Source organism: Calyptranema fuscum S582, assembly GCF_055793305.1.
This window is the reverse complement of sequence record NZ_JBSLYH010000020.1, coordinates 41,192-59,573: the sequence shown is the minus strand read 5'-3', so window position 1 is coordinate 59,573 and position 18,382 is coordinate 41,192. Positions and strand designations below refer to the sequence as shown.

Here is an 18,382-nt window from a genome sequence, read left to right as displayed (position 1 = left end):
ATACAGCCGTTTTTGTGCTTAACGTCACAACCGACGGTATCCCTAAAACTATATAAACACTGCAACGTTATTCGTCTGTTACAACCATTCATCCAGGTTTCCAGCGTTCTCACTTTCATTCATATCAAGATTCAGCAACACGTTCCAAATCTGTAAGGAACGGAAATTAAATAACTCCGATGATGTGCTGTACGGGGAAACGACGGTTTGCCCCTGCAAACGATTCAATATTCGATCTTATTTAATCCACGATCCTTAGAGAATTAGTATTCCATCTCAAACCCGTCTCAACATTATAGAGAATCAGTAATCCCATCTTCGGATCCGTCTCGATTGGAGATGGATCTAAGCGTAAAGCACGGTTCTTACTGCTCTATCTGTTTTTCGTGCAATCCCTTGAGTCTCTGTTGGCATTCATCACCTAAACCATCGAACTTAACCATGAACACTCAACAAAAAGCCGTTCTGCAACCTCTGTTAGACCCAACACAGCCTATTCAATTTAAAGATAATATTCCAGCATTTCCTATTCCTGATACATCTGGCATTCAAGCCAATAGCTTTTACTTTAGTCATCCTGAGTGGGCAAAAACGTATTTTGAAGCCTGTCACCGAGATGCTGCTTTTCAAGAACGTTGGCTTGCGGCAGCAGGAAGCTGGGATGGTAAAGTAGTCGTTGATGTTGGCTGTGGACCTGGTAATTTATACGCCAATCTAGGAGGAAAACCTAAGCTACTCATTGGTGTTGATGTAGCGCCCGGAGCGTTAATGATGGCACAGCAACTTGGATATATCCCCCTGTTAGCCGATGCCCATTCTATTCCTTTAATTTCTGAGTTTGCAGATATAGTGGCAGTCAATGCTACATTACATCATTGCGAAGATATGAATCGGGTCTTACAAGAATCGGCACGCTTAGTGCGTCCGGGTGGTGTGCTGGTGATTGATCATGATCCACAACTGTCTGCCTGGAATTACAAAGGGTTGGGATTATTTTTATATAAGATTCGCTTAGGGATTATTTATCGCTTTTTTCTGCGGAGCTTGCATGTTTCCAAAGGAGAACGAGCAAAAGCGTTAGCTACAGAACTGCACCATCGACCAGGACATGGGGTTACGGCTGAACTGTTCCACCAAATCTTAGAACCTATGGGGTTTGCAGTTAACGTATATCCTCATAACCATATGCTTGGAGCTGCGGTGTTAGAGGGAATTCCCGGCGACCCACCCCATTGGCGCTATCGGATTGGACAACTACTATCGGGAATTAATCCTTATTCTCCAGAAGCCGCTCTATCGTTAATGTGTGTAGCCGTTCGTAACTCGCTTTAAGGGGGTAAATAAATATAGCGATCGCGTCCTTGTCGTTTCGCTTCATACAATGCTTCATCCGCTTTAGCAATCAATACCTCTGGCAGAGTATTCAGGGTTGGAATCAAGCTGGCAATGCCCAAGCTGAGGGTGATTGAATCACTCACACCAGAGTCTACATGAGGAATATTGGCAGCTTTGATAGCGTGTTGCAGCGATTCGGCAACGGCGATCGCCCCTTCTAAACTCGTATTCGGTAAAATGATGGCAAACTCTTCACCCCCGTAGCGAGCAAATAAATCTGTGGAACGCTTGACCACCTGACTGACGGCTTTGGCAATTTGGGTTAAGCAAATATCTCCTTGCGGGTGTCCATAATGGTCGTTATAGCGTTTGAAATGATCGACATCAAACAAAATCAAGGATATAAAGTTTTGCTCACGGATCAGGCGTCGCCACTCTTGCGTAAGATACTCATCAAATCGACGTCGATTGGCAATTTGAGTCAATGAATCTAAATTGGCTAACCGTTGGAGTTTGCGGTTTGCATTGGCCAGTTTGCTTTGAATATTTTTGTAAGCCGTAATATCCATTGACACACCGATAATGCCCTGAACGTCTCCTTCGGCATTGGTAAATAGGCTAATGATGGTTTGATACCAGCGGGTTTTGCCATACTTGTCGGTGATTTTTTGTGGATCGCAAGTCTTGGTCTGACGAGTTGCCATCGTTTCTTGATTTTCAGCTAAAAATTGCTGAGCTTGTTCCTGATCTCGATTGAAGTCTTGATCGGCTTTGCCAATCAGATCTTCGACAGTGACTCCATAAATACGAGCAGTAGCTTGATTGGCAACCATAAATTTGCCGTCCCGATCTTTGACAAAGATGGCATTGGGACAGACATCCAGAACATTTCGTAAAAATTGACGTTGTGCTTCAATATTGGCTTCAGCTTGCTTGCGCGCCGTGATATCTCGGACAATCACTAATACTTCATCAGCTTTGGTTTTAACAATCCGGGCTTCCTCATCCAGCCATTCTCCATTAACTTCTAGCTGATATTCATAAATTTGCCGTTCTCCGGTTTGTAACGCTCGCTGGATATAGTCCATTCGCTGAGCAGCTAGATGATAGGGCAACAGTGTATAGATGTTATGTCCGGTAGCTTTATGCGTACCCTGTAATAGCTTAATTTCGCCGCCACTGAGAAAGTCCAGATAAAGACCATCGCCTCTAACCCGAATCAACAGATCAGGAATGGCACTAATAATGGCACGGTTAGTTGCTTCACTTTGTTGTAAAGCGGCAGTGCGCTCGGCAACTTGGGCTTCCAGGGTGCGATTGTAATCGGCTAAAAGCTGTTCTGCTTCTTTTCGCGTCGTAATATCGGTTATGACGCTGGTGATATGCCAGTAATCATGACGGTCATCTTTTTTAGAAATCAGCGTTTGTGACAGCCACCGTAATGAACCATCTTTATGTTGAAAGCGATGCTCTACTTCAAAAATACCTTCGACAAATATTTTTTTAAAGGTGGTTCTTAAGACTGCTTGATCGGCTTGAGGAATACGAGAGAGCCAAAGATTGGGGCTGTCTGATAATTCTTCAGGGGTGAAGCCAACAATCGCAACTGCATGGGGAGAAATGTATTCATAATTCCAGGTGCGATCGCGATAAAGCTGCACACTAAAAATTAGAGCAGCCGAATTTTCTAAAACGGCTTTAAGTCGTGCTTCATTTGCTCGTAAGCTGGCTTCTGCACGAATGCGATCGCTAATATCTTGCAAAACGGCGATCGCATATTCTACGGTTCCACTGGCATCAAAAATGGGGGTGGTGTGAATTTCTAGCGGTATAGGCTGTTCATGTTGATGAACTTCTAAATCATCTGCCCAGGCTGGTTCACCCGCTAGTGATCGAAATAAAGGGAGATCTTGGGTGGGATATAAACGCCCTGTTTTCGCTCGATAAATGCCGTAAACAGCAGACAAATCTGATGCATCTGTTGCGACCGGGGTTTGCATTTGAAGCAATTGTCGAGATACTTGATTGACATAGACAATTTGTCCCGTGCGATCGTGAACCGAGATACCCACTGGAATGGCTTCTAAAAACTGTTTCCACCGTTGTTCACTGGCAGATAGCGCTTGATTTAATGCCTGCATTTCAGCCAACGACGTTTGCAGTTGTGTTGCCATCTGGTTAAAGGAGGTTGCCAATTCTCCGACTTCATTGGCTCGTTCTACCCTAACGGGTTTATCCCATTTACCCTGAGCAATTTCTCTGGCAGCTACATTTAATCGCAAGATGGGTTCTATCACCCAACGGGTCGTCAAAATGGCGATCGCTGTGGCAATCAGTAAAGCAAAGAAGCAGGTTGCAATAGTGGTTTGAGCATTGGTAGTGATTTGTTGAGCAAAATCTGACGTAGGAATCACCGTAACAATCAGCCAATTCAGCCCAAACGCATCTCTCCAGGGTGTAATCTGAACAAATTGGGATTCTCCCTGGAGAGTAAAGGTAAAAACTTGGGTTTGACGAATTTTGCCCAGGTTAGCGAATTGATGGGCGATTTGTTGAGCTGTGATCCGAATTAACGGATCGTCGCTGGCAGAGGCTAACAATCGATTGAATTGCCCACGTTCAGTGGCATAAATGGGCTGGCGACTCGAACTGGCAACTAATAAACCACTGGGCTCCAGGATAAAGACTTGCCCGGAGTGGTTAATGCTTAAACGAGCTAACGCAATACTGATGTCATCCAATGAGAGGTTGGCAGTGATCACTCCGGTAAGTTGCCCGGTCAAATCATAAATGGGCTTGGCGGCACTAATGGTGAATTTAGCATTTGAGCTTTCGATATTGGTGTAGATCTTGCTCCAGGTGGGTTTTCCTGCTTTGTTGGCAGCTACATACCAGGGACGCTGACGGGGATCATATCCAAACGTATTGCTGAGTTGCAGTGAGCGATCGCCATTCTCATGCATGCTATAGATGGCTAAATTTTGCCTTGATCCACTGGCACGGGTCGCGAGGCGATACGACAAATGTTTGCTGCGCTGTAACAAGCTGACGTTGGCAAATCTGCCCTGTTCATCGGCGATGCCAATCGAACTAATGGAGCTAAACGTTTGCAACCGTTGCAGTAAATAGCGATCTAATGCCTGTGGATTTGTGGCATTAAGGCTGATGCTGCCCGATGCTAAATCATCGGCAATCAACTGAACAATTTTTTGCGGCAGATCGGTATAAAACTCAAGCTGTGCCTGCGTGCGATCGCTGATATCACGCATGGATTGGTAGGCTAAATTTTCAACCGTTTTCTGTCCGTTTTGAAAAGAGAGATAGCCGATGACACTAACGGTTCCCACAATTTGTAAGACAAACGGAACGACCAGAATCGTTCTGAGTGGAATTCTGCCAAATACTCTAGGAAGAAAACGTTGGGGTATTTGAGCAGGCATGAATGCACCTTTCATCTACAGTAGAATGCGCCCAGAGTACCTAAAAATGGGGTAGCGACATTCATTCATCTCATGATTATTTGACTATGGGTTGCCCGATTATCACCCGCGTCATCAAAACTCATTCCGTTTCAGGACTACCAAGAATGGTAGACGAGGGCATCTACAGGGCTTCACGCTTAGATCGTTATAGGTATTGTGTGAGAGCCTCGCGGAACGAGGCTCTCACACAATACCTTGTATGTCATGCCCTTGAGAATCGCTATAAATATCCATTTAGGTTGCCATTTAGGTCGCATATACAGGGGCAGGAGACACGGCTCTACACCCTTTACTATCGTAATTGTCAGAACATTACCACCTATTTCAGAATGCCCCAAGCCCGAAAGAAATAATCATTTTCATGTATAAAAATAAACCTGACGGTTTATTTTTATAGCGGTGTACACGTTCGTCCAGTACAGAAACGGTGTTGTGGGGCGCTCCTCGCCCCACAACACCGTACTGCATCAACCCACACAGCACTATAGATGTAAAAATATGCGGCATATTCAAAATAGATTGGACTGCACGGGCAAAATAGCCAGCCCTGTCGGCACTAACCCCAAGCCGATGCCGACATCCAGAAGGGCGTCGAACAAGGACTCTGATAGACTGCGAGGATGCAGGAGAATCTCCAGGTCATGGGTGCGATAGAGCGTACAACGGATGGTGTGAACGGTAGTCTGAAGCACAGACCCCGGATGAATGCGATCGCGACGCAAATTTAGTGCCGTCGATCGCTCTAATACTGCATCTCGTCGGGCACCCCCTAAGGCAAAACAACCCATTGCCCCGGTTTGGTTGATCAAGGTAACAGCCGTGCCGTTTAATTGCATCATCAGGGTGGCTTCTTCCCCAGATGGACAGAGGAGAAGGTAATCATTGGGGGTGAGGCGTAGCAGGGCTAAATTGGGGGTCTGGTAGCTGGTTAAAGGGGCGATCGCTCCGGCTCCAGGGCAGAAGGTTTCAACCTCTTCAGCAGCAGTTTTTCCAGAAATCGATAGTTTCCCCACATGCGACCAATCGGCTAATACACAGCCGCTTTGCAGCTGTTGGCGTTCTAACTCTGGATTGCCAAAGTGCTCTGCCATCTGCCATCCAGCAATATCTCTAAGTTGCACCGGGTAGTTGCGGTAGACCCCTGAAAGGGGGCTAGTTTTCACAAGAGCGCTAGATGTCATAGCTACTGTTCCATTAAGCCTGTAATCGATGATGTTCTAGATGTGTTGTGAATGGTTTGTCAAGGCTCGTTCCGTGCGCTTTGACAAATCACAACGCCTTTGAAACACTACCCCTTTAATCGGATGCCATCGGGGTCGTAAGCGGCGTGGGCGAGTACCGTGGCAACGATGTCTTGCCCATTGGCACATCGAATTATAAAGGCATGACCCGGTGCAGAACAATCTAGCGTCACCCAGGCAAGCCCAATACCTCGCTTTAGCATGGGACTGTGACGAACGCTGGTAACTCGCCCAATCAACTGCCCCTTGTAGAATGCTGCCACACCATCGGTGGGCAACGGTGCATCTGGCTCTAGCTGAAATGGAACCAGTTTTTGATCTAACCCCCTGGTTTTGAACTGGTCTAGAAAGGCTTTACCGACAAAATCGGGTTTGTCAGCTTTGATGGCAAACCCAACACCCGCTTCATAGGGATGAGTCAGGGCATCGGTATCGACACCCGGAATCAAGTGTCCTTTTTCCAGGCGCAAAATTCGCTGGGTTTCTACGCCAAAGGGTTTTAAGTCAAAGGCTTGACCTTTTTCTAACAGATAATTCCACAGCGCTTCACCGTACTCTGCCGGAAAGTGAAGTTCGTAACCCAGTTCGCCAGTAAAACCAATGCGAAAGAGTAAAACAGGAATATCTGTGATCGCACCTGTCCGACATCCCATATACGGAAAAGCAGCATTCGATAGATCCGTATCTACAAGCGGTTGCAGAAACGATCGAGCCGTTTGCCCTGTGACGTTGATAGCAGCGTAAACCGCACTCAAATTTTTGAATTGGATAGTATAGGGTGCGATCGTTAGCCACCACTGAAACAGGGCGTTAATAGCATCCTGGTTACCCGTCGTCGTCGTGATGTAATAGTGACCTGGGGCGATGTGAGAAATAGTACCATCTTCAAACAAAATGCCATCGTCCCCCACCATAATGGAATAGCGGGTTTTACCAACCGCCAGCGTGTCATACCGTCCCGGCAAGATGAAGTGAAGAAACTCTAAGGCATCTGCACCGCTGATCTCGATTTTACCCAGGGTGCTGATGTCAATCATGCCCAGGTGGTGGCGTACGTGCAAAGATTCTTGTTGCGGATCCCGGTAAGAATGAGGTCGGTGCCATTGCCCCGCATCCAGAAATGTTGCTCCCTCATCTACATGACAGAGATGCATGGGGGTACGACGAATCGGCTGGAGATGGGGCGATCGCCCTGCCAGAACCCCAAAGGATACGGGTGAGAAGGGTGGACGCATGGTCGTTGGCAGTGCCGCACTGGCGGGCAGTCCGGTATCCTGGGCAACGAGACGGGCGATCGCTTCGTGACATAACTTTCCCTGACAGGGACCCATGCCCATACTGGTATAGCGTTTCAGCGTTTCTACTGCATCAAATCCTTCCCCAATCGAGGCACAGACCTCCCGGCGAGTCACATCCATACACTTACAAATGAAATGATTTCGTCCTCCCGCTTCAATGTCCGCAGGCAATGCCTCGATATAATCCGTCGGGTCGCGCCGTGATGGGGGCTGGGGTTGACCCAAAACAGCAGCTCTACCTGCGGCATAACCCTCGGCATAGAGACGCGCAAACGTGGCACTGCCGTTCACTTCCCCGGCAGCATACAGACCAGGGGGCAGGGTGGAAACTCGGAGAATTTGCCGCTGACTATCCCACATCGGACAGAGACGCCCCATGGATAAGAGCTGGAGTTGGGGTTTGAAGCCCACCGCCATGACCACCAGATCACAGCTAAAACTCCGCAGGGTCGTGCCTCCCGTCACATCACCAATTTCGATCCAGGAGAGGGTTTTGTCACCGTGGGCGGCGTGGATGGTTTGACCGTAGTAAATGGGAATGCCCAGGTTTCGCGCCTGGTATTCAAACGCTCCGGGCGTTCCTTCAGGTCGAGCATCCACGATCGCTTGAACGTAGGTGCCTGCCCCCTGCAACATCACAGCCGTGTGATAGCCGCCGTCATGACAGGTAATAACAACGGCATTCTCTCCGGGGGCGATCGTATGGCAGGCAATCAATCGTTCGACCCCACGAGCCGTCAAAATTCCCGGTTTATCGTTGTTTTCGAATACCAAATGGCGATCGCTGGCTCCGGGTGCGAGAACCACCGATTCCGCCCGAATTTTAAATAAATCATTGCCCTGTTGAGCGGCAATCAAGTTATCTTCGTAAACACCAGATACACTGGTTTGGGTGAGAATTTCCAGATTGGCATGGGAGGTAAGGGAGTCGATCAACTGTGCGATCGCTTCATAAGCCGCTAAGCCATTTAAACTTGCCTCCTGGCAGTCGCTCACCCGTTCTATGGAATGCACTGCATGACCACCCAGTTGCGCTTGATCGTCGATTAATAGCACCTGTTTATGGTCGGCTAAAGCGGCTTTAGCCGCCGCCAGTCCAGCAATGCCGCCACCGACAATACAGACATCTGGAAACCGATACCGTTTTTCATAACGTTGCTCGTTTGTCTCGCCCTTGCGATCGATCTGCCCTAAACCAGCCGCTCGGCGAATCCATGGTTCAACAATGCGCCACAGACCTTTTGGTTTGTGAAACATCTTGTAGTAAAAGATATTGGGCAAGAGCGGAATAATTACGTCATTAATCGCGAAGACATCCCATTCGGGTGAAGGAAATGCATTTTGGCTTTCAACACGCATTCCGGCTCGAATTAAGGTGCGATCGCCTAAGACATTGGGTTCGCCATCCACCGTGAATAGAGTTTCGGGGCCTTGTCCGTGAGCATCGTAGACACTTCGAGGACGATGAAACTTAAAACTGCGCGAAAAAATGGATACCCCGGCTACCATTAGTGCAGTAGTAATCGTATCTCCTGTTTGCGCTGTAATGGGCTGACCGTTGTAGGTAAATTTGACGACTTCTCCAGGTTCAGGCAAACGTAAATAATTATGGTGAGTAATGCGCTTAACCATCGCTTATTCTTCTGCCAGGTATGCGTTCAGATCTGGGAACCTAAAACTGGTATGGTCGGTGTTATGGGTTGTGTCGCGTTCTACTAAAAACCAACTCTGGCAACCGCTACGGTGATACCACCATTCCACCTGTTTGCCTTTGCGATTGTGGCGCAGATAAACATAGGCTGCCCAGTCAGCAAAGTCAGCCGTTGCAACCGGACGGGGCAGATATTCACTCTTAAAGGCAAACTCATTGACAGGTCGCTTACCGCAATTGGGACAGGTTAGTTGAAAACTCATGGGTTCTGAAATTCCCTGGTTCAAGGGGAGAGGATGTTCACTAGTCGATCGGATTTAATACCACAATCCTCAGGGGATCTGAAAGATTTTGATACCATTTGATGCCAATAACAGGACGTTCCCAACATCCTCTTAGGATCACAAATTAAATATCCTGTAATTCTTTTTGAGAGAGCGACGGCTCCGCCGTCGCTCTCTCAAAAAGAATTGGGTTTTATTCAATTCACGATCCTTAGACGGAACTTAACAAAGTCTATTTCTGATAAGCGTATCTCCCGATACAAACTCGTCAGAACAAGGCTGATGTATTTATAGGTGAATGTCGTGAGGGCTTGACATGGTGACGACGATGTCGCAAGAGCGATCGCTAGTTGAACTCGCTGATGAGCTAAATTTAGAGTTTTTTTTGGTGTCCTATACCGATTTGTTAGGGGGAACCCGTGCCAAATTAGTCCCTGCGTCTCAGATTGCACCCGTAGAAAAAAGTGGGGCTTGTTTTGCGCCGTTTGCATCCAATTTAGGGCTGGGACCCGATGCCCACGATATTGCGGCGATTCCTGATCCAAATTCGTTGATTGTTTTGCCCTGGCAACCTAATGTGGGGTGGCTTGCCAGCGATGCTTATCTGGATGGTGAACCCTATGCCGCCGCCCCCAGAGTCATCTTCAAAAAGATTTTGAATCAGTGCGAAAGCCTGGGCTACAGCTATAAGACCGGGGTGGAAGCCGAATTTTTCTTGTTGAAACAAACAGCCACGGGGTATGAAATTGCCGATGCCAAAGATACCGCCTCTCGCCCCTGTTATGACCAATTGAATCTGATGCGGCAGTTTGACTTTATTTCAACGGTCGTGAGTTACCTTGAAGGGTTGGGCTGGGGACCCTATCAATGCGATCACGAAGATGCCAACGGTCAGTTTGAGATTAATTGGACGTATAGTGACGCCCTGACCACTGCCGATCGCCATGTTTTCTTCAAATACATGATCAAAACCCTGGCAGAACAACGCGGCTTGACGGCTACGTTTATGCCCAAACCTTTTTCCCATCTCACGGGAAATGGGGCACACATCCACATGAGTCTGTGGAATAACGGGGACAATGCGTTTGCCGATGAGAAAGATGAAATGGGGTTATCGGCGATCGCCTATGAATTTTTAGCCGGAGTGCTGAGCCACGCACGCGGCTTATCTGCCCTATGTAGCCCCACCGTGACGTCTTACAAACGGCTCTCAGCAGCAAATAGTGTTTCGGGAAGTTGTTGGGCACCTCACTATGTTTCCTATGGAGGCAACAACCGCACCCATATGATTCGGATTCCTGAAGGGGGACGGTTTGAATGTCGTCTCGTCGATGGTGCTGCCAATCTCTATCTGGCGCAAGCAGCCCTGCTGGCATCGGGTTTAGAGGGCTTGAATCAACACCTGAAACCAGGCGATCGCCTGGATGAAAATATGTTTGTCCGAGGCGCAGAATTTGACCTGCCAACGCTACCAGCCAATTTATTAGAGGGATTGCAATGTCTGGAACAAGATGCTTTGATGATGTCGATCTTGGGCGAGGTTGCCCCTTTGTTTTTAGACTTTAAGTACAAAGAATGGAATGCTTACAACGCGGCAATTACACCGTGGGAAGTAGAGCACTATATCGGTTGTTAAAGCGCTCAACCTGATGAAACACAAAAAGGGATTGCCACCACCCTCTGGGTGGTGGCAATCCCTTTTCAGGACAGCATTGCTGATTTAGTCTATGAAATATAGTAGGAGTGCCGCACTCCATGCGGCACTCCTACTATATTTCATAGCTGGATTAAGCAGTGTCGTTTATTCCACAAAACCAACTAACTCTTTCGCCTCTATTCCTAAAATCGTAGGGGCGATAAAGGGTGGATTGAAGTTGTGCAAGGGTTGCTCAGCAATCACAGGCAACACCTGACGAATTTGAGCTGCCACCTCTACCGTTTTGACATCATAGGTTTGGGTTGCCAATTTGGGATAAAGTCCAATCCCAATAATCGGCACCAACAAGCAGACTGCAATAAAAGCTTCACGCGGCTTGGCATCAGACAGATGGAACTGTGCCGCTAAATCAACATTCTCTTTGCCGTAAAATACTTCGCGCAGCATCGATAGCAAGTAGATGGGCGACAAAATCACACCAAACGCCGCTAGCAAAACAATCACCACTTTGAAACTGGTGCTGTAAACATCACTGCTGCTAAAGCCCAGGAAAATCGAAAGTTCGCCAATAAATCCACTCATCCCCGGTAGCGCCAGCGATGCCATTGACCCTGCGGTAAACAGGGCAAAAGTAGTTGGCATTTGCTTACCCAAACCGCCCATCTCATCCATCGTCAGGGTATGCGTCCGTTCATAGGCAACACCTGTTAAGAAGAAAAGTGCGGCTGCAATCAAGCCATGGGACACCATTTGCAACAGTGCGCCACTGATTCCTAAGGTGGTGTAAGAAGCGATGCCAATTAAGACAAACCCCATGTGGGCGATCGACGAGTAAGCCAGCCGACGCTTGAGATTGCGTTGTCCAAAGGCTGTCAGAGAGGCATAGATAATATTGACCACACCCAACACTGCCAGGACGGGAGCGAAGTAAACATGGGCATTGGGCAACATTTCCAGGTTGAAGCGGATCAACGCATAGCCCGCCATTTTCAGCAGCACCCCTGCCAAAATCATCGACACTGGAGCAGGTGCTTCACTGTGGGCATCGGGCAACCAGGTATGAAACGGAAAAATGGGCAACTTCACCCCAAAAGCAAGCAGCAACGCTGCATACATCGACAATTCAAACGGCAAGGAATAGTGCTTTAGCCCCAGCTCATGCATATCCAGGGTAAATGTATCGCCATAGAATGCCATTGCCAGCGTTGCTACCAGGATGAAAATCGAAGCGGCAGCTGTGTAGAGAATAAACTTGGTGGCCGCGTACTGACGTTTTGTTCCTCCCCAGGTGGCAATGAGCAAATAGACTGGAACCAGTTCCAATTCCCACATCAGGAAAAATAGCAGCATATCCTGAGCCACGAATACGCCAATCTGAGCGCTGTACATCACCAGCATCAGGACGTAAAACAAGCGGGATTTATGCTCAATTTTCCAGGCGGCAAAAATGGCTAATGTCGTGATCAGCCCGGTTAAAATCACCAGAGGCATCGATAGTCCATCGACCGCTAACGACCAATTCAAGCCAATTTGGGGAATCCAGGAATAGCGTTCAACCAGTTGAAACCCAGAATTTTGAAAATCGTAATCTTTCCAGAAGGCGTAGAGGATGAGCGTAAACTCTGACAGCGCTGCACCCAGGGTATACCATCTGACCGTCTTACCGTACTTATCGGGCAGGAATGGAATGGGCAGAGCTGCCAGAATCGGAAACAAAATAATAGCGGTTAACCAGGGAAAATCAGTACTCATCGTGAGAGCCTACCCAGAATTTTTCAGGATAAATGGGACGAAGGTTGCACAGTTGATGGGTAAATTTGCAACCTGCGCTCAGTCTGCAAAGAAGCGCGACGAATCCAAATGGGGAGGCGAGAAGATGACAGAGGCTCTTGATGTCGGGCTAGATGATGGATGTGAGTCAGGTAGAGCACAACGTTGAAAATCAGTCTGATGACCAAGAGACTGTGACCTTGGGGACTCCCAGAAAATTTTTCTCGACAGACTAAGCAAACGCTTAAGCAGAGATTTGGCGAGGATTTTTACCTACGTATCCAGCGTACCCCAATCGTTAAGTTAGGTAAACTTTGATGTCCTATAAAAATCAAAACTTTAACAATTGTTTCTTTTGATAAAGGCAAGATGATTATCGCTTCGCTTGGGAACTTGATTTTGCAGGACTGTGAGCTGTTGAAAGAGCGATCGCAATCCCTCACTAAAATCTTAACATTACTTTACACAATCCTACTCGTTCCCAATCGGACGGGCAACGGGTTGAACCACTATGCTCCGTGACGGGTTCCAATCCATCACCCGTCCCAATGCGATCGCGTCAGGCGATCGCTTAATCGCCACATAAATCACCGCATAAAAAAGCAGACGGTTAGACTCAATCCACCCGTCTGCGTTCGTTCTATTCCGTTTTCTCCCTTGGGGGATGGAGGTTTTGCCGTCAGCAAGGCTTCCACCGACCCAAAAGCTGGGGTTAATGCAAACCTTGGGATCGTGGATTTAATAAACCCGGACGTTTATATTTGGCAGCGCGGCTCCGCCGCGCTGCCAAATATAAACGTCCGGGTTTTCATTAATCTGTGATCCTTAGATATTGCCCATATACCGCTTGATAAAGCTTTCCAGCGACTCCATTTGGATGTCGAAGCAAGTTTCCAGCGTCTCTATTTCACTACGAGAGCAATAAAATTCATTAGCTAACAAGGTTCGAAACGTGCCCAGTGCTTTTCCTGCCGGTGGGTTTAACAGGGCGATCGCCGCTCGAATGCCATCGACTGCCAGCAACGGAGGATTGATCACCATCGGTTCGCGGTTAAACACACGCCCAAAGATTTCAGGGATTTCTCTGCGCTCTAAAATTTCGGGACCACCTACCGGGAAGATGCGATCGCGGGCAGATTCCTGACTAACCGATTGCACGGCAATTTTGGCAAGATCATCTGTACTCACAATCGAAGACCTGATTTTGGCATCGCCAACTAAAAGATAGATGCCCGTCTGCCGGAACCGCTCAGCCAACGGTAACAGATTCGATGCAAACCCAGACGGTCGCAGAATCGTATACGTTAGACCACTGGCAGCTAAATATTTTTCGACCGCTCGTTTTGCCTTAAAGATGGGTGCATCTTCATAACCGCGATCGGCACCTAGCACTGAAATAAAGACAAAATGCTGTACTCCCGCTGCCTTTGCCGCATCAATCAGGTCAATATTGGCGCGGTAGTCTAGCGTTTGGGCATCGCCGCCATTACCGTCATTGGATCCATGCGCACTGATGACATATTGAACGCCCTGACAGGCTTTTTCGATATCTCGCTGTTGCAACAGATCGCCAATGAAGATGTCAGCCCCCCGGTTTTCTAACTCTGCATACCGCGAGGTCAGCCGGACAAACGCTCTGACACTCTGGTTTTGCTCACAGATCAGTCGAACAATGCGACGACCCAACCCTCCAGTGGCTCCGGTGACTAGGAACATGACGGTTTTTCCTCAAGATCGTTTGAAATCTACACATCACGTTACACGATCGATCGGGTGACCGACACCCTCCGGAGAGGGGTTCTTAGACAGGGAATGGCGATCGCATCCTCCACTCCCTTATGTCTCTGAGAATCTCAGATACCTATCCTGTCACTCGTTTTGAGCGCGATCGCGAAGCCGTCGCGCTCAAAGCAAATCGGGTTGATTAAATTCACGATCCTTAAGGTGTTGCAAATTCAATATTTTCGTAGAGATCTGCAATTTTGATGTGAAATTCAAAGGTATCAAACGAGAGTGTGATGTTGGGATCATCGTATTCAGACAGCAGCCATTGATGGGCAGATGTTTTGACGTAGTGTTCCACATGAATTTGGTATTGATCGATGAGGAGATAGTCTTTCAAGCTCTCGATAGTTCGATAAGCAACAAACTTTTCACCCCGGTCATAATCTTGAGTGGATTTGGATAACACTTCGGCAATAAAGCAAGGATTAATCACCGTATCCGTGCGCCCAGGCTGAAGTTGCAGCGGCTTTTCTAAAACCATGACATCAGGATAGGTATAGAAATTGCGATTAGTTTGCAGATCCGCTGTGGCAAGTGGAATCCAAAGGCGCTGATCGGCAATGAACACTCGGTAGGGTTTACCTTTTAAGGCGGGTTTAAGGGCAACGACAAGATTGCTGGCAATGTCGTTATGATCGGGAGTCCCTCCTGTCATCGGAATAATGGCTCCATCGCGGTATTCATTGCGCGTTTCAGACGCAATCTCAAGTTCAAGATATTCTTCGGTTGTATAGTTTCTCTTCTCAAGCTGAATAATCATCTGGAAGAACAAAAGATGAAGGATGATGACGAACTTGTATAAGCCGATTTCTGAAAAAGATGTGACTTCTGTAAGGACGAAGCATTCGGTAGATAGTCTTTGGTCAATGGCGAAAATCATCGTCCGAATGCTTCGCCCCTAAGATTTGCTGGGATGACCTTTTCTAGAAATCGCCATACGTCCTATTCTGGTCTAGAAATGGGCTGAGCGATCGCATTTTTGGTGCTGCCGAAAATCTGGTTGGGTTTTACTACTAGATAATGGTCTTTATTAAGACAAAGGTTGTGTGAGAACCCGCGCGAAGCGCGGGTTCTCACACAACCCATTTGAGATGGCTGTACATTTGTTGACGATGGGTTCAAATCCATCATCATTTCACTGAGAACACAATCGGCTGATGGGGGGCAACGATCGCATGCTCAAAGGTAAAGTGGTGGCAGTGACGGGCGCTTCCGGAGCCATGGGGCGATCGCTGATCACAGAATTGCTCAAGCAAGGGGCAACGGTGGTGGCGTTAACCACATCGGCAGCTACGTTTGAGTCATCGGTGGAGGTGGTGCCCTGGCGGATGGGTGCAGAAGCAGACTTAAGCGATCGCTTGAAAACGGTTGATATTTTGATTTTGAATCATGGGGTCAATGTGTATGGCGATCGCACGCCGGAGGCAATTCTCAAATCCTACGAAGTCAATGCCTTTTCCAGTTGGCGCTGGGCAGAATTATTTTTTGACACGATAACGGCAGCGGGGCAGCCCACGTCTAAGGAACTGTGGGTCAATACGTCAGAAGCAGAAGTGAGTCCTGCCTTCAGTCCGCTCTATGAGTTATCCAAGCGGACGATCGGTGATCTGATAACCCTGCGGCGATTGGATGCCCCCTGTGTCATTCGTAAACTGATTTTGGGTCCCTTTAAAAGTAAGCTAAATCCGTTTGGTGTCCTGTCGTCGGATTGGGTTGCCTGGGCAGTGATTGAGCTGGCGAAACTGGGGGTAACCGATATTATCGTGACGGTTAACCCATTAACTTACCTTGCATTTCCGATGAAAGAGATAGGGCGATCGCTTTATTTTCGTTTATTTTCTCGGAAACCATAACCACCCACGCAGAGGTAGGGTGGCTGCGGAACGTTAGACCTCCGAGGTTTTAAAACCTCGGAGGTCTCAGAAACATAGGTAGAGACTGGCGATCCTAAACTTTAACGCTGACCAAGGGGTGAGGATCTTTACGCGAGAATCTATCAAGAAGTTGAACCAGCAGATCCCCACGATACATTAGACAAATCACCGTTTTGCCTATGATGATCGGCAAAGACGATTTTGCATCAACCCCATCTCCTGTCGCTTATGTTGCTCGAATCCAGTATGTCAACGCTACCCACGATCGATTCAGCGGTTTCTCAGCCCAATTTGCGGCAACGCACCCTTCGACCCATCGGCGTTTATGCCTTATATGGGTTGATTTCGACTGGAGATCAGTTAATCGCCATTGACACGATTCGGGGATATTTGGTGCAGATTGATCCGGCGACAGACAATACGACCGTGCTGAATCCTTACCATGCGCCCGATTTTGTTGATGTTACGGGAATCGCATTGGCAGGCGATCGCCTCTGGTTCACCAAAGGGCAGGGGGTCTACTGGTGTACGTTACAAGATTTCCAGCCGCATCAGTTTGCTAACTTACCCTATGCTGCTGATGGCATTGCAGTATGGCAATCGACGGTTTATATTTCTTGCCAAAAGTCAGGCTATATTCATATTTTTGATGCGGTTACAGCTCGACCGATCACGCGATTTCCGGCACCTGGGGTTGGCATTGAAAATCTCACCGTTCGGGAAGAGGAATTGTGGGTTTGCGACCAGATGGAACAGACGGTCTATTGTTTAGATCGCGCCACGGGAGAGGTGTTATTTAACATCCTGACGCCGTTTTCTACACCCACGGGTCTGACATTTCATCCCGATCCCTCAGGTCAAGATTTGCTCTACATTGCCTATGCCGAAGAAGAGGCATATATCCGCGATAACCCCAATGCAGACCCATCCTATGAGCTAACCTATCGCGATCGCACGTTTATTCAACCGCTGCACTTTCACTATGATGCTAAGGCACACTGCACCTTATCCAACGGCTATTACGTTGAGATGTCCTATGTAGAAGAAATTTCGCCCCTGGAAGCCTTAGAAATTCCCCAGTTGGAATGGCGAATTGCCTTGCCTGCGGAAACGGTTCGACAACAGGTGCTAAAGGTAGAAGCGGTGGGAATGCCGTTTGTCGAAGAAATCAAGGATGGACAGCGGGTTGCGCTGTTTAAGTTTGACAAGCTAACCCCCCACGAAGGTCGCATTTTTGGCTGGAAAGCGTTGTTAGCGATGCGGGGAATGAAATATAACCTCACATTCCAGAATGTCGAGAAATTGTCGCCCTTATCCGTTGAGTTTCAGAATCGTTATCTGGTTGATGATGATGATCTGGCGATGGAAACACCGATGATTCGGCAGGCAGCGCGAGAGGCGATCGGTACGGAAACCAATTTGCTGCGAAAAGTGTTGAAAATTCGCAACTATGTTTACGATCGCCTGTCCTATGGCATCAAGCCTCATATCGATCCCCCCGATGTAGCACTCGACCGGGGAACGGGGTCTTGCGGCGAATATGTGGGTATTTTGTTGGCACTGATGCGGCTCAATGGCATCGCTTGCCGCACCGTTGGACGCTATAAATGCCCCGCCTTTGGCGATCGCCAGGGTGTTCCGCTGGAACCCGACTTTAACCACGTCTGGATTGAATTTTATATTCCCGATTTTGGTTGGGTGCCAATGGAATCGAATGTGGATGATGTCATCGAAGGCGGTCCTTATCCCACCCGCTTTTTTATGGGGTTACCCTGGTGGCACGCCGAAATGGGTAAAGATGTGAGGTTTGAAGGCATCAATACCGCAGACGAATCGCTGGATGTATCCATTGGCGATCTAGCCATTAACCATGTCCGGTTTAAGATTTTGGGTGAATTGCCCCCGTTTGAAAAATCATAGAACTGGCACTCTAAAAACGTTCCAGGGTCGAGGTGGCATGCCACCTCGACCCTGGAACGTTTTGTATACCGATTTACATCGCTGC

11 protein-coding genes are annotated in these 18,382 nt (G+C 48.0%); 4 read left to right on the top strand and 7 right to left on the bottom strand.

Features of this window, described 5'->3' with window-relative positions; genetic code table 11:
• The first annotated feature begins 441 nt into the window (after positions 1-441).
• Positions 442-1,332, top strand: a complete 891-nt coding sequence (locus ACR6Z4_RS15100) for a class I SAM-dependent methyltransferase (protein ID WP_479718119.1) — start codon at positions 442-444, stop codon at positions 1,330-1,332.
• Here ACR6Z4_RS15100 and ACR6Z4_RS15095 read toward each other — a convergent pair.
• The 4 genes from ACR6Z4_RS15095 to ACR6Z4_RS15080 form a co-directional block, all read right to left on the bottom strand.
• On the bottom strand, positions 1,329-4,775 hold the full coding sequence (locus ACR6Z4_RS15095) for a diguanylate cyclase domain-containing protein (RefSeq protein ID WP_479718118.1): 3,447 nt from the start codon (positions 4,773-4,775) through the stop codon (positions 1,329-1,331). The two genes, ACR6Z4_RS15100 and ACR6Z4_RS15095, sit on opposite strands and share 4 nt — an antisense overlap.
• Positions 4,776-5,326: 551 nt before the next feature.
• A complete protein-coding gene (locus ACR6Z4_RS15090; protein WP_479718117.1) occupies positions 5,327-5,998 on the bottom strand; it encodes a hypothetical protein in 672 nt (223 codons plus the stop codon).
• A 107-nt stretch (positions 5,999-6,105) separates the two neighbouring features.
• Entirely contained in the window at positions 6,106-8,988 is a 2,883-nt protein-coding gene (locus ACR6Z4_RS15085; RefSeq protein WP_479718116.1) for a 2Fe-2S iron-sulfur cluster-binding protein, read from the bottom strand.
• Positions 8,989-8,991: 3 nt separating this feature from the next.
• Positions 8,992-9,270, bottom strand: coding sequence for a sarcosine oxidase subunit delta (locus ACR6Z4_RS15080; RefSeq protein WP_479718115.1), 279 nt, complete (start codon positions 9,268-9,270; stop codon positions 8,992-8,994).
• Positions 9,271-9,607: 337 nt separating this feature from the next.
• Between ACR6Z4_RS15080 and glnT the strand changes: the two genes are divergently transcribed.
• Positions 9,608-10,927 (top strand): type III glutamate--ammonia ligase, encoded by a 1,320-nt coding sequence (gene glnT / locus ACR6Z4_RS15075; protein WP_479718114.1) that lies wholly within the window; start codon positions 9,608-9,610, stop codon positions 10,925-10,927.
• A gap of 165 nt (positions 10,928-11,092) precedes the next feature.
• Here glnT and ACR6Z4_RS15070 read toward each other — a convergent pair whose 3' ends face one another.
• The 3 genes from ACR6Z4_RS15070 to ACR6Z4_RS15060 all read right to left on the bottom strand — a co-directional run bounded on the left by ACR6Z4_RS15070 (position 11,093) and on the right by ACR6Z4_RS15060 (position 15,263).
• A complete protein-coding gene (locus tag ACR6Z4_RS15070; protein WP_479718113.1) occupies positions 11,093-12,700 on the bottom strand; it encodes an NAD(P)H-quinone oxidoreductase subunit 4 in 1,608 nt (535 codons plus the stop codon).
• A gap of 843 nt (positions 12,701-13,543) precedes the next feature.
• The gene (locus ACR6Z4_RS15065) at positions 13,544-14,434 is read right to left on the bottom strand and encodes an SDR family oxidoreductase (RefSeq protein WP_479718112.1); all 891 of its coding nucleotides are present in this window, start codon (positions 14,432-14,434) and stop codon (positions 13,544-13,546) included.
• Between the two features lie 223 nt (positions 14,435-14,657).
• Positions 14,658-15,263, bottom strand: coding sequence for a Uma2 family endonuclease (locus ACR6Z4_RS15060; protein WP_479718172.1), 606 nt, complete (start codon positions 15,261-15,263; stop codon positions 14,658-14,660).
• Between the two features lie 397 nt (positions 15,264-15,660).
• Here ACR6Z4_RS15060 and ACR6Z4_RS15055 point away from each other — a divergent pair, with 397 nt between their 5' ends.
• Positions 15,661-16,356 carry a bifunctional sterol desaturase/short chain dehydrogenase gene (locus tag ACR6Z4_RS15055; RefSeq protein WP_479718111.1) on the top strand — a complete coding sequence of 232 codons (696 nt, stop codon included), beginning with the start codon at positions 15,661-15,663 and terminating at the stop codon, positions 16,354-16,356.
• 267 nt (positions 16,357-16,623) lie between these two features.
• Complete coding sequence (locus ACR6Z4_RS15050) at positions 16,624-18,297, top strand: transglutaminase domain-containing protein (protein WP_479718171.1); 1,674 nt, start codon at positions 16,624-16,626, stop codon at positions 18,295-18,297.
• Positions 18,298-18,382: the final 85 nt, after the last annotated feature.